We start from the raw sequence: 16,559 nt of genomic DNA on the forward strand, positions 1-16,559 counted from the left end.
CTATCTGTACAAGGTAAAGTGGCCGACAAATTCTCGGTCATCATTCTCTCCTTGAAGTTTTATCACGTACCAATAGTCACCTGTTGGTAAATCATGGCCTTGATAAACACCCTCCCAAGGAGCATCGTTCAATTTCATCCTATAGAGCTCTCTACCATAACGATCAAAGATGATAGTTAGTATGTTAGGGAACGCCTCTAAATTGTCTGGCACCCACCCATCTCGAACGCCGTCACCATCTGGAGTAAAGAAATTAGGAATCTCTATATCAATGAATTCCATTTCAATTTGAGCCACCATTTCACAACCGTTTTGATCGACAACACGAACTGTGTACGTATCCGTTCTATTTATGATATAGGTGTTGTCCTCTCCATTATCCACATCGTCAAAATAGAAAGTATATACTTCAAGCCCGCCACTAGCAACGGCTGTGATTTCATTAATATTGTTTTGCTCCAATGTTAATGTTAAAGGCTCAAAACCTAAAATTTCAAAATCTATGGTGTTGATACACCCATTTGCATGCGCAATGGTCAAAGTGTGTATTCCAGGAGCCATGTTTGTAAAATCTGGAGCCAATTGCATTGGATTGGAATCTAATCCATAAAGAACATCTACACTCACGGATGGATCTTCTAAAGCAACATCAATTCGATTATCAGGAGTATCACCGGAACATTCGTAAACGGGTGTTATCACAGCATTTAGATTTACTCCAGACTCGATTTCAACAATAATGTTTTCTTCACAACCCTGAGCGTCTCTTACAAAAATCACATAAGTTCCAGCTGCCAAATCTGTAAACAAAGTTTGGTCTTGCACAAAATCGGCATCTGCATTGGAGTTAAATGCAGTGCTATATGGTGCTGTACCACCAGATATTGCAACTTCAATAGAACCATCGGCATCTCCTTCACAAATCTCATTCATTACAGATACTGTAGTCAAATCAAGCGGCTGAGGCTCATTAATAGTGAATTGGAATGGAATAAAACAACCATTTCTATCCTGTGCTACCACATCATAAACACCTGGCTCTAAACCGTCAAATGTATTAACATCGTCAAACTGATTTAGGTTAGGGGTAATGGCATAAAGGATTTCTCCAGTTCCACCAGAAACCTCGACAGTAATTGTACCATCGTCAAGACCAGAACAAGTTACATCTGTGAACTCTTCTATATCAATTTGTAGTGGAGCAGGATCAACAATTAAGGTTTCTGTTGACGTGGCTTCACAATCTTGGCTTGTTACCCTAACATAATAGCTTCCTGCAACTAAACCACTGAATGTATTACTGGTTTGTGGACCAGTAACTAAATTGGTAAGCCCTGCATCCGCATATAATTCGTAGCTGTAATTTCCTAAACCACCAGTAACATTTGCAATTATAGTTGCAGATGCTTCACCAGTACAGTTAATAAATGCCGCACTGTCATCTATCGTAATGGTTAATGGAGGAACAGGGTCAACAGTTACTTGGTTTGATATCATTGCCTCACAGCCAAAAGAATCCCTTACATAATATTGATATACCCCATCAGTAACACTAAAAGTGTGTGAATTACCGCTTGACATTGCAGTATATGTGCTGCCGTCTACGCTGTATTCATACGGACCAGTTCCGCCAGAAGCAGATAACTGAATTTCTGCATCGTTAGTACAAGTCATCTGGGTCAACTGTATTAAAGAGGCCATTACATCTGTCGGTTCAGAAATGGTCACTTGAACAGTTTCCACATCACAGTTCCAGCCATCAGAAACAGTAATACTGTAAATTCCGGCACCAAGATTTTCGAAAGCTGGGTTAGCCTGAGAACCACTTGTAAAAGCTATTGTTGTACCGGTAACATCATATTCGTTTAATTGATATTGATATTCCCCTGATCCGTTCAAAACATTAATTGCCGTTACTATAGCATTGGTATCACCATAACAAACCAAAGTGGTCGGCGTGGCCGTTATATCTGCTATAATAGGGATAGCAGGTACAATAGTCTCAGTCTCGTTATCAATACAAGGAACAGTACCACTATCAGAAACCTCAATGGTAAAACTACCAGCCGAAAGACCAGTAAAGGCAAAACTATTTACATCAGTTTCTACGTAAACTTGTCCGGTTGTAGTATTTGTTAATGTGATGTCATAAGGAGCATATCCTCCAGATGGCACGACCAAGATTTCTCCTTGATTATTATCACAAGTTGCTGGCGCTTCAATGGACACCGAAGTATCGAGCGGAGCAGCTGGCGAAACAATAGTGATAGTATTAGAGTCTTCTATACACAAAGGAACATCGGTTTCAGTTACTCTTACATAGTAATTTCCACCAGGAACATTAGTAATTGATCTTGGGTTGATACTAGTGTCTGTGCTAACAACTCCTCCAAACGGATTATTTGAACTATCAAAGACTTGATAATCATAGTTACCCGTATATCCAACAATATTTATCTCCAATGCACCGGTAGCAGTACCAAAACATGATACAGGCGTTGTTGCTGTAGCAATCACATCTATCACATCATAAGGCGCAATTTCATAAGGCGCAGTATCTACATAACAACCCGTGGTTGTATTGGTGACACGGAACGTATAACTTCCAACTGCGGACAATTCAAAAATTGCCGTAGTATTTGTGTTCGAAGTCATCACTCCATTAGCATTCGGAATCGGCAATAACTCAAAAGTGTATACATCGCCTGGGGCTCCAGTTTCGGTAACCGCAATGGTTACTTCTTCTGGGTTGGCACAACTTATGTCAATATTCTCAGTAACGGCCGCCGTAAAAGTATTTAAAGCAGTTATGGTAACTGTATCCGTAGCTGGACAACTTTCCCCATCGGTAACATAAACTGTGATAGTTTGATCTGTTCCATCATCAATAATTTCGAAAGTATTTGATGTCTGGAAATTCACATTATCAATACTGTATAAATATGGCGATGTTCCAGAAGGCGTTCCAGGGGTGGTAGCACCGTCTAGAATAGCCACTGTGATTGTTGAGGTATTAACGGTGTTATCAACTGCGCAAGTAAAGATTGAAGCTGTAGCATCAATCAACAACTGTGTTGGCTGTGTAACTATTTCTACTTTTGTATCCTCACAACCCCTGCTTGATATCACGCGGACTTGATAAGAATCAGCATCTAAGTTTTCAAATAACGGACTTGCCTGTGCCGTTCTTAACGGAGTAACCAAATCAGAAGTCCTGTATAGTTCATAGGTATAATCCGGATTAGTTGCTGTAGTAGCATCTAGAACCGCAGCAATACTACCATCGGCACCACCAAAACAACTTACGTTTTCTATTGTAGCGTCTAAAAGCACAGGATCAACCTTATCATCTAAGGTTTGGCGTACAGTGTAAGTACAAGGCGTTGCCGTATCTAAATCCGTAACAACAAATACGTATTCTCCAGGTTGAGTAAGGTTTGTAAACACGCCATTGTTCTGAGAAACCGTTGTTGTTAAATCTGGATATGTAACCGTAAAATCCAAGTTTGTAGAACCGCCACTAACATTAATTGTTATATGGCCTCCAGGATCTACTGTACAATCAATAGGCTTTACAACTGTTGTAGTGGCTGTGATTGCATCTGTCAACACGACTGGGCCAACCGTTGTATCACATCCCCACTGATCTAGGATATAAACTTCGTAAGAACCAGCACCAAGACCTGAGAATATAGTTGTGTTCTGAGGAGAACCTACATTTGTACCATTTCTCACCAGTTGATATGTATAATTGCTTCCTTGGCCACCACTAACTGGGTTAATCGCGGGAATACCCACAACCTCTATCTCACCTTGAAGGTTAGTACAGTTATAATTATTTATTTGAAGGTCCGCTACTATAGGCGTAGGATTGCTCAAAATTACATTTGGCAGTTGTTCGGGACAACCAAATTGATCCATCACCCAAATTTCGTAAGTGCCAGCGATTAGGTTTTCAAACCTAGGGGTAGCAACATAGTTAGACACATCAAACTCATCTGGGTTTGGCGTAGTGCTCACATAATATTGGTAATCACCCCATCCACCGACTACATCTATCACTTCAATGGCACCATCATTAAACGCAGGATCAGTAGCACATGTGATTTGGGTTACTTCTGTATCTCCTGTAATTGCAGCTGATGGCCCAGCGATTGTAAACGCTTCAATATTGGTACATTCTGGGAAAGCATCTTGAACAATTTCCACCAGATAACTTCCTGCCTCTAAATTTAAAGTTCCAGTTGGCCCAGTAGTGGTTATATTTCCAGTACCATCTGCACCAGTATAAACTGTGTCATCCAACCTGTCAGCAGTACCATTGGTATTATAAATGGTCCAGCTGAAGCCATCGGTATAAGTAGCATCAATAAGTTCTAAGGTTATTTCTCCAGTTTCCGTACCGTAACATTGAACATCCCTAAGTTTTACAACATCTATTGTAAAAGTATTAGGTTCAACAACAACATGGGAAATAGGTATTATACAACCAGTAGCCACATTGCGGACTTCGAAATTATGTGTTCCTACGGCTAAATCCGTAAATGTATTGGTTGCTGCAAAAGTTCCACTTGGCAGTTCTCTAAATTGATAGTTTGCCGGGTTGGCCCCGAAGTTAGTAATAGAGCTGGTCGCGTCTATTCTAATATCTTCGCCGCCATTTGTACAAGAAATGGCATCATCTATATGGATTGATGCAGATTGTAGCTCGTCAAAAGGGAGAATTCTTGCAGTTGTACTGCCCACACAACCTCTATCATCAAAAACTTCTACTCCATAAAAACCACCATTAAAATCGGTTTCTGTATAACTATTATTCGTATTGTTCTGCACTTCCACGTCAGGCTCAATGGCTGCGGTCAATGGATCGTCAGTTGTAAAGAAACGATAGCGAACAAATGTATCAGACCCACCTGTCATACCAGAAACAGTAATAGTTGCGTTATCTGGGTTATTGCCCGATGTACATCCGAATTCAACAACCGTAGGAGCTGGAACATTGATTACAGTAGGCTCTGAAATTTCAATATTGAAAATATCTGTAAAGCAGCTATTTGTTCCTGTTCCCCTAACATCATAAAACCCAGCTGGTAAATTCTCGAAAGTATTTCCATTGAGCACCGCACCCACTGGCATTGGCGTCAGGGTATAGGTCAACGGATTAATACCCTTGTCCACTTGAGTAAGTGTAATACTTCCATCGGCGCCACCATTACAAGTAACGTCAATATTACTTTCTGAAAAATCAGGGAGAATAGCATCTGGGATATCAATAGTAACTGTCTCGAAACAATTTGGCGGTGTAGTGCCTAAATCAAAAACAGTTACCGCGTAAGGACCTGCAGCACTAGCACCTGTCCATGTGAAAGGATTAGAAGGCAATGCAGTTCTAGCTACATCAACAGAACCTGGCCCGTCTATTACATACTCGTAGTTTCCAGATCCAGAGGTTACGTTTATTTCTATTTCTGCATTTGCTGATACTCCAGGCTCACAATCAAGGGCAACAGTTTGTATAACAGTAAATTCAAGTGGAACCTGTATATTCAAATTTTCTGTTTCCCCACAACCATTTAAGTCTTGTATGGCAATAGTTTGTCCTAAACCAGAGCTTAAATTAGATAGTGTGTGCTGACCGCCAGTAAAAGTAACGGTTTGAAAGCCACCACCATTAATGCTTATTAAATATGTTTCTGCAGGAGGTGATGGCGGAGTCGTAGTTGTAACACCCGCTTGATCTAATGTAATTGTTACCTGGAACATACCTTCTTCCACACATTCATCCACAATAGACAAAGAAATTTCAGGTGATGGATCCAATAGAACTGTTACATCATCAAATTGTATACAGTCATTAGCATCTTTGATATATACCCTATAATCACCTGACTCAACATTTGCGGTAGTACTACTTGTCCAGCCTGCCGAGGCAGCTGTTGGCGGAGTATGGGAAACTGCAGGAGTAGGATCGGTATCCAATAAATATTGGTACTCATAAGGAGCTGTTCCAAATTGACCTACTGCAGTAATTACTCCAGCATTCACATTACAATTATCATTTGTTGGAGAATCTGCCGTAACACTTAATAGGTTAGTAGATTCATCTATAGTAAAATCTACAGTACTAATAGAACAACCATCAAAAGCTCCATTTCTTTCAGTTAAAAGGATATAATAAATACCCGGGGCCAAAGGACCAACGTTAGGCACCGTTTGGGGTCCAGTCGGTGGGTTTACCGCCACACTACCAGTTATTGCGGTTGGCGTGATGCTTCCATTGGACTGAGCATTGAATATCTCATAATCTACATGTGTAGCTCCAACATCGTAGTCTTCAATTGTGAATGTAACATTACCATTATCTGAGCCAGTACACGTAACATTGTTAACGGCATCTAATACTGCTGTCATATTAGATGGTGAATTTATTGGCGCAGCAGCTTCTTCAAAATAGTAGCAGTCTGTAGTTCTATCGTGTACGACAAAGGTATACGTTATACCGGGAGTTAAACCCGTAAACGTATGTGTTGGTCCGCCCGCAGTATCTGGTGGAAAGTAAGTTGAAGCATATGGAACGGCAAACGTGTCCAAAATACCAAATTCATAGTCTGTTCCCAATATAGCCGTAGTTACCGTAACTTCAGCAGTTCCTCCACTGGCACAACTTGCAGTTGCAGCAGAAACATCAATATCCAAATCATCAGGTGGGGAAGCTATAATATTTGTAGTAACAACGGAACATCCATTGGCATCAACAACATCAACCTCATAAATTCCGAATTCAAGTATCGTAAAAGTATAATCCTCACCTCCAGAAGTGGTTAAATAAGAATCTGAATAGCCATTATTTCCAGTTAGGTAATAAGTGTATTCAGCCGTACCGCCCGCAACATTTTCTACAGTTATTGAGCCAGGGTTTGTGCCCGTACTTGAATCACAAGTTATTGGCTGTAAGTCAATATCATATGTTATTGCGTCTGGTTGGTTGATGGTCACAGGGAATGGGTTGGAGACACACCCATTAGCATCAGTAATGGTTACTTCGTAATCTCCAGCAGACAATCCTGTGGTTTGAGTTCCATAATTTGTGGGGCCGTTTATTTCTATCACATCAATTACGTATGGTGGAATACCTACCGATGTGTCTATTACGACATCAAGACTTCCAGTGCTATCACCATTACAAAGAACATCTGTAGGAGTTACCGATGCTATGATTGGATCTGGAGCAGGTGTCACAGTTATTGGTCCAACAATATCAAAACAGTTAGTTGGTGTGGTATTGTCCGTTACCCTAAAGTAGAAATCACCTGCCGTATTTGTAGTAAATACATTCCCTGTAAATTGTGTGTTGTTCCATGGCCCTGTTGCTGAAGTACCCCACCCATAAGTGTACACTCCAGAACCTCCAGTTGCATTGACCTCAATTGTTGCATCAGCAATACAGGTTAGGTCATTTTGTAAAGTTGCAGATGCATTTAGTTGAGGGTTTATTGTTATAGGCACGGCTGTTCCTTCACAACCAAAACTATCTCTAACGTTGATGTTATAAGTTCCAGCACCCAGGTTATCAAAGATATAATCAGGTGGGCCCGCAACTGTTGGGGCCAACCATGGACCTCCATTAATTTGGAACTGATATCCGCCGTTTCCGTTGGTAACAGTTACTTCAATGGTTCCATTATTACTACCGCTATAACAAGCTGTAGGCACAGCATCAAACGTTACAAGTTCTGGCCCATCTACTACAATTGCATTGTCTATAACATCGATACAGCCATTAGCATCCCTTATGCGAATAACATATGACTCTCCAGGGGCATTTTCAGGAACTCCTGTAAATGTTACTGCATTTTGAAAAGGCCTTTCAATAGATATGATATTATATGAAGCTTCTGCAAGACCACCATCATTGAGCTCTAACTGATATTCATAGTTTGGTGTTCCGCCAGAAGCAGAAGCGGTTATAATGGCATCATCATTACAAGTAACAGCAGTAGTTAAAGAAGCAGAAGCCACTACAGCTGTTGGCTGTGTAATTATTTGAGTTAATTGGACAGAACAAGTGTTTCCTAAATTATCTGTAGTTCTTACATCAATAACATACTCTCCAGAAGGACCAACAAATGGCAAGCCAGTAAGGTCAACTGTACTTGTGCTTTGAGGAGCAGAGAAACCACCACCATTTACTTGATATTGAAAATCAGTATCAAAGTTTTCTACCTCAAAAGAAATTGTGCCATCTGTACCTGCGTTACAACTAATATTGGAGAATGCAGTGATATCTGCACCAAAAGCACGACCATCCTCAACATTTACATCAATGGTAACTGTGCCAGCACATTGCTCAGGAGTTTGGAACGCTTGGATATTATCAATGGCAACATCATTTCCATTATTACCGGTACCGATAGTCCTAATAACAATATCTATTGTGGTATTTGCACCAGGGTCTAGTGGTGGAATCACAAAATTTCTCCAATCATTAGGACCAAAATTTTCTGAAATCGGACCGGTAGTCGCATTTGCAATTACAATACCAGCTGGGTCAACCAGTTCAATCAAGATATTGGGTTCAATAAGTCCCCTACCGTTACTTACTAGGTTAATTACATCTAAAGAAATTTCAACATCCCTGTTCGGAATAATTTCAATATCTTCTTTAGTGTATACCACAGTGTTTACACCAGGGTTACCCACATTAATGGCCAAGTATCTTCCATTGGGATCTCCAGAATTATCTATCGGGCTTACCCATGCTCCAAAAGGAGCTACAATTGTACTGGTTACACTATATTCTAAATCGTTAATTCTTGAGTTTGCGCTATTTGTAGTACGACCATCTAGAGGACTACAGGGCGAAGCTGTACCATCTTGAGGGTCATAGCAATAGTAATCTGTATCAATTTCAGGAAGAGGTATATTTGGACCAGTTCCAAAGTCTTCCAATAGTAACGTGCTTCTTACTGGAGCAGAATTGCTTATGTAATCTACACTAATAGTATGGTTCCCAACCACTACATCACTAAAGACATTAGAAGTGTTGGGTGTGTTAGGTGTTAGAGCACCGCCGTTAACAGAAATGGAATAAGTATAATCAAAGTCAGTACTACTTGGGGTAACCGTAATTGTTCCTTCACCATCACATTCATAATCAACTGAAGCCGCTAAGGTAGGAGGTGTTGGTTGAGGGTCAACAGTAACGGTCATTTCAAAAGTACAATCGTTGTCATCCCTTATGTACAAGGCGTGCGTTCCTTCCAATAAAAATCCAATGGCACTAGTGCCGTATGTTGTTCCACCATCAAAACTATACTCGTAAGGTGCAGTCCCCCCTTGTGCGTTAGTGATTCGTACTTCGGCACCATCTGTTGGATTACATTCCACTAGAGCTGTAACAGCCGCAGAGGCAGAAAGTGTAAACGGCTCAGTTATCGTATATGTCTGTGTAACATCACAATTGTTGGCATCTCTTACCCTAATATTATAGCTGCCAGCACCTTGGTTTACAAACGTATTTGTTGTCTGGTAAGTTGTACCATTATCGATACTATATCTATATGGCGCTTCACCACCTGAAGCAGCAATTGTTATGGTTGATGTTGAAGAACCACTGCACAAAATATCAGTATTAGATATTGAAATTGCCAAAGGGGCATCTTGAAAAATTTCGATGTCAAAAGAAGCCTCACAATACCCTGTATTTCCTGCATTGTCCCGAACATAAACGTCGTAATCACCAGCTCCTGTAACTGTAACAGGATTAGTGGTTGCAAAATCTCCGGCATTCGGAGTTACACCATCGCCGACAACTGCATATACATAATTACCGTCACCGCCAGCTGCTGTGATATCAATATCTGTATCCGTAGCACAAGCTGTTATATTTGGTGCAGTAGCAGTAACAGACAATTCAGGATTAATAATGATATTGTCTACAAAAGCTGTACAATTATTACCATCGCGAACATCTACGCGATACGTTCCAGGCCCAAGTCCAGTAAAAACATTTGGAGTATCAAAAGGGCCATTGTTTAAGCTATATTCAAAGTTGCCATCACCACCTGATGTCACCGTTGCGGTCAATGTTAACCCTACAGCGCCATCATAGCAAAAATCATTAGGCGTAACCGATAAAACGGGTGGGAACGCCTCAAACAGTTCAAATGAGAATGGTTCCACACATCCATTGACATCAGTTACGGTACCATTATAAACCCCATATTGAGTTAAGTTGTTGAAAGTACCACTTGAGTTAGTTGCTACAGGGGTGGTATCTGGGTTGTTAAGAACATAAGTATAGCCTCCCCATCCGTCGGTTGCGGTAACTTGAGCACTACCAGTAGTAGTACATGTTGGCTGAGTTTCGCTTGCAGTAATTGAAATTGCTGCTGGAGGAGCATTAATAGTTACATCAGTGGTAGCCGTACAATTGGTATCATTATCGGTAACGGTGATGGTGTATGTTCCATCATCCAAATTTGTCAAATCTATTGTTCCGTTGGTTTCGTTTGTTCCTGAAAAATTGGAAGGTCCCGTAACGGAATAATCATAAGAAGTATTAAAGTTTGCAACGGTAAATCGAGCTTCACCATCAGTATCATCAAAACAAGTAATATTGCTTACTAATTGTCCAACCACCGTGATTGGAGAAACAGGCGTTATAGTAAAGCTTTCTTCATAGACACAATTTTTAGCATCGGTAACCCTGAAGGTATAGGTGTCTGGAGAAAGACCGTCAAAATCTGCTGAAGCACCAGTTGTCGTTGTGGCTGCAATTGCCGAAGGAGCAATAATCTCAAACACAAATGGAGCATTGCCGTCCACTACAGTAGCAGTCACATCAGAGACTAAAGTAGGACAAACTGGGTTTGTAGCCGTAAAGGTTAAATCAGTTGGTGGATTTAAAGGAGCAATAACAATGTCTGGAGTTATGAACATACAATCATTGGCATCACGTATATGGATGTTGTAAGTGCCGTCTGTTAGATTGGGAAATACATCAGCTCCCGCTGTCCCATCAAAATTTATTCCATCAATACTATACTCATAAGGCGCCGTTCCACCAGTTGCAGTTTGCACTGTGATAGTGGCATCTTGGGCACATGTGTAGTCTTGTGTTATTGTTGCAGTTCCCGCAACTGCATCTACGGGACCAGCTATAGTATAATCTTCAAAGAAATCACAAGAAGCACTTCCTTTGCGTTGATTTACTCTTACTTGATAATCTCCTTGTGGAAGATTGGTAAAAGTGCCAGATGTGTTATTGGCAATTTCAACCCCATTTTCATCTATTAAAAAGAATTCTACTTGATAGCCATTACGGTCAGTAACATTAAAGGATATGGTACCGTCTTCATCCCCAAAACAAGTTTCGTCTGTTGAGGCGGTTGTATATTCTACGGAAGCTTCAAAGAAAATTGTTACTGTATTTGAAAATGTATGACAATTGTTACGGTCTACTACAACAAAAGTATAATCCCCTGGATTAAAAATATCAAAGATGACACTAGTTTGGTATTCACTGGCAGGTATATCACTTACATCTGGATATGAAGTTACTGTTGTGCCACTTTCATCTACATAAGACCAAATGGCATAGGTGTGTGGTGTTCTTCCTCCTGAAGAATCCATTTGTATATTGCCCTCTCGACAAGTTATATGTTGAGAAACCCTTGCGGTTAGGTCTAAATCTGAAAGGTCATTTATGGTAACTTGTTCTGTATAATTACAGCCATCATCCGTTGTAACCAATACATCATAAACACCGTCATTTAGATTTTCAAAAGTGTAATTGTTGTCATTAGAAGGACCAAAGGTATCCACTGCAGTGCCACCTTGCGATATTTCATAGTAATATTGAGCTTCTACGTTTAGTACTGAGATTGAAATTTCTCCCAAGCCATTACAGTCGGTATCTCTTGTGACAACGTCAACTTGAAAATCCCTGTCAATAATCCCAATATTATCAAGTATAAAAACACAACCATCCGTCACCCCTTGTTGGCGCATTTCAACACGATAAGCCCCATTTGTAGCAATATCAAAACTTGGTCCGTTATTGGCACTGTAAGGAACCAATGTATTATCATTTGTAGCATCGACCAATTGAAACTCATAGTCTACAGGCACATTGGTAACGGTAATATTTCCTGGAGTATTACATATTATATCACTACTATTGAATTGTGGGTCTAAAGGGTTTTTGAAGATGTTAAAGTAAAAACGAGTAAAACAACCGTTTAAATAATTTATAACCACACGATATTGACCAGCATCGGAAGCCGTAAAATCACCTCCGTTACCCACATTGCTCCAAGTACAAGTGTTGTTTTTATTGGCACAATCCTCAGTTGCTGCTGTACAGCTAGCTTCATCCAATTGTTCCCATTCAATGCTCTGCGCATCAGGGATATTAATTTGAATCAATTCGGTATCATTAAGACCACAAAGGAATATTTCTGGCAATTCTTCCCCATCATTGGGACAAACCACAATTTCACCCTCAACGGTATTTGAGGTGTCGTTTATAAGACCTATTATTGGGTTGGTTTGTGTTACCCCAAACTGGGTTACCGTGATAATTTCTTGAAAACCTTTACATGGATCAGCAATAATTTTATCCACGATATAAGTCCCTATTTCTGTTACCAGAAGTGTATCTGTATTCTCACCAGGAATCACGGTGTCTCCAGCATCAATTTCTCCATCACCATTTTCATCTATATACCACACGTAATCATCAAATCCGTCACCAGCATCTAGCAATACATTGTCACCACAAAGCTGGACGGTTCTACTGAAATCACAGTTTTCTAAATCGTCAAGCAAGAAGTTTGTGGCACCAGGAGTAACAAATCCGCAATCATCAAAGTCCGATACACTAGGGTCATCGGAAATTTGATTATCATTAATTACACCTTCATATGTAGAATATGCAAGGTTCTGAATTTGATCTGTACACGCATCAATAAAGTCAAAACAGTTTTCAGCAACCTGAACACGCATACGAATTTCGGATACTGGGTCATTTTCCTCAACTAAATTGTTTGGGACACTAAAAATAACTTCTCTCGTGGCCTCATTATAAGTATATGTAACATCTGTGGGCATGGTAATGTTCGTTTCATCCAACGTAACATTTATAGGTAGCACATCCCTTATAGTATAATTGGCAGCATCGTCATTACCAGTATTTACAAATGATAAGACATAATCAAGGTATTGACCAAGGTTTACGCCTGCACCGGTAATATCATTACCAGCGATATCCTCAACCTTTTTTTCCAATACAATGGTTGGTTCTATAATTTCCACTGAAAATGTTACCAGAAAGGAAGCAAACCAGTCTCCACTTGTTCCCAACCTAAGCGTAGCACTAGTATCACCATTGTCAATAATACTATTGCTTGGGTTGTTTAAATCAAAAACATCCGAATCAAAACCAATTGCGTTGGTACTATTAATGTTTCTTGTTGTGACGTTTACTCCATCATTGGTAATGGTTGAATTAAAGAAGTTGTTATTTGGGTTTGCAGCATTTGAAATGTCGGTAAAAGTGGAGCTACTGTTGGAAATAATACCAAAAGTGTCACCAGAAAGAGAAGTTTCCCCTTCCAAGGCACTAACACCAATTCTGGCATTTACCGGCCCCACAGGAATTGTATTAAAACCAGAGACCGTAATGTCTGCTGTGCTATTTCCTGATTGTGTCGTAATCCCCTCATATCCATCATAAACGGAAATATATTTACCCGGCAATGTTGGGTTTTCATAGATAACCACTAAAGTCCAACCAGCTGCTCCATGGTTTGTGGAACCTCTAGTGCCTCTAACATTTGCCACAAAATACTCTCCATTTGGATCAGCAAGCGCTTGAAGTTGATTGGTTACATTTTTAAAACATACGTATGGGTCGTTTGGCGTGTTACCAAAACCATCAATGATAATGTCATCCTCTTCTCCAACAGGGTCTGCTGCGGTATCTGCGATAATGTCCACATAAGTGCCCCCTGGGACCTGTAATTTAATTTCATTAAAGGTGTCAAATCTAGTCGGGTCTACCGTAAAATTATTATTAAAATCACCAGACTCGTTACTCCGCTCTGCATCATAATTACCGGCCCAATATAGACCGGCCCAATATATGCGGGAACAATCAGGCACAGTAAGTGTTGAGCTGCTCGAACTAAATGTAGTAGGATCAGAATCTATATCTACATATTCTACGTGCAAACTGTTATTACTGCCATTGCCATTATATGGCGTGTTAACACCAGAACCATTGGAGAAAACACGGTTCATGACACTATTGGACAAGAACGTGTATTCCCCTTTAATATTGATATAGTTGTTACCGCCTTCAACAAGTCTGGCTGAAAACGGAACCTCTTGTGCAAGTGATTGTGCAAATGAGAACAGTGCTATCCCAAACAAAATGGAATAACGGAAAATAGAGTTTTTCATCTATGAGAGAGAATTTGGTTTTACGCGCATGATCCACATTTTGTCATCATAAGCGCTGTTTAGTTTGGTGTAATAAGAAATAAGTGCATTATTCCATGTTTCGTGCTTTTTCAAATAGACATACTTGTAATTGTTCTCAGGATTTACAAAGTAGCTGGCATTTAAGCCTTGAGCGTTTAATTGTTTTACAAATCGGTTTGCGTTGGATGTGTTGGCAAAAACATTTGCGATGATGTAGTATCCGCTTCCAATACCATTTAAACGGTATGTTTTAGCTGAAACCCCGCTTGGGTTTTGACCATTATTTTTAACGATATTTTTTTGCAACGTATTGGAACCATAGCTGGAGTCGTTGTTGCTTGCAATATCACGATCGTAAGAGTTGTCGGTTCCTTTTACCTTCATTACCCACATATCATTAGTGTAGGCTCCGTCCATTTTAGAAGCATATGCGTTCATAGCTTCTTGCTTACTACTGAACTTTTTTAAGTAGACATACTTTCTACCGTTTTTAGGGTTTTCAATATAGTCTGCATCTATACCTTGAGACTCTAAATCCTCCATAAAACGGCTCATGTATTTTTTGCCATTGTAAACGTTGGCCACTATATAATAACCACTTTCCACGGCAGGAATATTAAATGCCTTTAAACCGGAGTTGATTTTTTTGGATGGTTTTACAGTTTTGGGCATATATATTTTGTCCTTAACAGTATTGTTGGGTTTTGTCTCATTATTGGCCACTAAAGATTTCTTGGTATTATTTTTTAAGGAAATGACTCTTTTAGTTGATGCAGTACTGGTAATACCCTGATTTGATACTGGATCGTTGGGTTTATAGTTGTTGGCAATCCCAATACTATCCGAATCTTCAAAATAAGCTTTTCGAGCCTTTTCTTTTAGGTTTGGATTGTTGTTGGTCTCACGTTGCACCATACGCATCACCATATTGAACCTACGCTCTAAATCAGCTTGCCTTCCTTTTTCTATAGAATCTTGGCGAAGCAATAACTCATCTAAAATGGCATCATTTTCAGCCAATTTCTGTTGTAAATCTGCAATTAGCGCGTCTTTTTCCGTAAGTGAAATCTCTTCAACCTCTTGGTCTTCGTCATTAACCACTAAGTCTTCATTGTCTTTTTCAAGCATTACCCTGTCTTCTGTCAAGTTTGGAGTAAAAGAGTATGCCAAGGAAATCTCATGGGTAGCACCAAAATTTTGTAGATTGTTATTGACAGCTTTTTCAATAGTATATCCTAGAGAAATATGCTTGCTAAGGTTAAAACCGATTCCGGCAGCGGCACCATAAAAATCATCATAGCCAGCTTGTAACCAACCTAACTTTGGAAGGTCTAGAATGAGGTTTCCACCTAAAGTATAGCCCTCTTCCCCCACTCTTTTAACTCTTGCCAAAGGCATTAATCTGCCACTTTCAAATATTCCCTTTCCATTTTTAAACTGATGGGTATATTGCAAGTGTCCGGAGTATGTCTTTTCATTAAACTCGGTATTGGACTCGCTGGTTTTTAAATTGTAATCAAATAGATTTTCTGCAAAAAGACCAAAATCAAATTGCCCATATGAGATATTAAAACCTGGCTGGAACGATATTAAAGAACTATCATCCAAGCTGTTCAATATTGGATCGTTAGGGTCTAACGTGTTCGCTCTATCTTGATTAAATCCACTGGTATAATAAGAGAAATTAGCTCCAAAGGTAAAGTTGCTCTTTTCGCTTAACTTAATACCGTAGGCGTAATTGGCCAATAGTCCAAGGTTGTTGAAGAGCCCTTCACGTTGCGTGTAAAGACTTAATCCCAAACCACTTCTATCCCCTATCCTACCACTATAACTTAGGTAATAGGTCTGGTTGTTGTCATCAAAAGATACCGATTGGTTTCTATGAAAAAGATTAATGTACGACTTGTCTTCCCTAACTGTTGAAAATGTTGGGTTAATTAAAAACCTATTGAACTTTATCAAGTTCTGCGAAGGAGCTTCGTAGCTCAAAAAGGGATTTTCCTCTTGAGCGTAAAGACCCGAGCACAATAGTGCAAATAAGAGAATACTAAGTTGTTGAATCTTTCTCATGA

2 protein-coding genes are annotated in these 16,559 nt (G+C 39.8%); both read right to left on the bottom strand.

Going from position 1 to position 16,559, the window contains the following annotated elements; all coding sequences use genetic code 11:
* Positions 1 to 14,466, bottom strand: coding sequence for a T9SS type B sorting domain-containing protein (locus tag AACP56_RS06725; RefSeq protein WP_339336137.1), 14,466 nt, complete (start codon positions 14,464 to 14,466; stop codon positions 1 to 3).
* A complete protein-coding gene (locus tag AACP56_RS06730) occupies positions 14,467 to 16,557 on the bottom strand; it encodes a PorP/SprF family type IX secretion system membrane protein (RefSeq protein ID WP_339336135.1) in 2,091 nt (696 codons plus the stop codon).
* Positions 16,558 to 16,559 lie beyond the last annotated feature (2 nt).

The sequence above is a fragment of the Croceitalea sp. MTPC6 genome (genome assembly GCF_036985525.1).
GTDB lineage: Bacteria > Bacteroidota > Bacteroidia > Flavobacteriales > Flavobacteriaceae > Croceitalea.

Bases quoted from the DNA above. Each gene is read 5' to 3' on its own strand.
- AACP56_RS06725 (WP_339336137.1), bottom strand. From the start codon at position 14,466: ATGAAAAACTCTATTTTCCGTTATTCCATTTTGTTTGGGATAGCACTG.
- AACP56_RS06730 (WP_339336135.1), bottom strand. From the start codon at position 16,557: ATGAGAAAGATTCAACAACTTAGTATTCTCTTATTTGCACTATTGTGC.